Source organism: Paenibacillus sinopodophylli (assembly GCF_005930355.1).
Taxonomy (GTDB): domain Bacteria; phylum Bacillota; class Bacilli; order Paenibacillales; family Paenibacillaceae; genus Pristimantibacillus; species Pristimantibacillus sinopodophylli.
The window spans coordinates 1-545 of sequence record NZ_VDBO01000061.1; the positions used below are offsets into that span (position 1 = coordinate 1).

Here is a 545-nt window from a genome sequence, read left to right on the forward strand (position 1 = left end):
ACCCGTCCCCTCAGTATCCAACGGCTTATCCTGATTAGGCTTTAAGTGCTCGTCTACATGGGGTTTTATGTCATCAACTTTGGAAGGTATAGGCTCACTCTTAGGCGGCTTAGGGACCTTGGGTGCCCGTTTCAGTACTAGCTGCAGGCCTTTACCTATTCCCGCAGATAAAAGCGATGGAATAATTATACCTCCTGCATAATTCAACCGCGAATCCGTATCCCCGTTAATCACGCTTTGGTTGAATTCATCGATTAATGCCTGCGCCTCTTTCCGCGCCTTTTCAGGATTATTCGTAAGAAACGATGGCAGCTCCTCTATATTCCCTTCCCTTATATTCTTAGCGATATCCTTCACGCCGTCTACTGTACCTATAATTGCATCCATTCCACCTTGAACGAAGCTTCCAATTCCTGCTATGACTTTCCACTTTGCATCATTAATTTTCTTTTCCATTTGCCATTGATATAGCTCAATAGCGGAGGGCGCTGGGCAACCATTTATTCGCCCATAATAATCCTGATCCGAACGTTGGTATGCAGCAA

The 545-nt window shown here is 45.3% G+C and carries 1 protein-coding gene; it reads right to left on the bottom strand.

The genetic code is table 11. The annotated features are described in order from the left end of the window. Positions 1-456, bottom strand: a 456-nt coding sequence (locus FGT79_RS30670) for a hypothetical protein (RefSeq protein WP_138756596.1), incomplete at its 3' end; no start/stop codon positions are given. Positions 457-545: the final 89 nt, after the last annotated feature.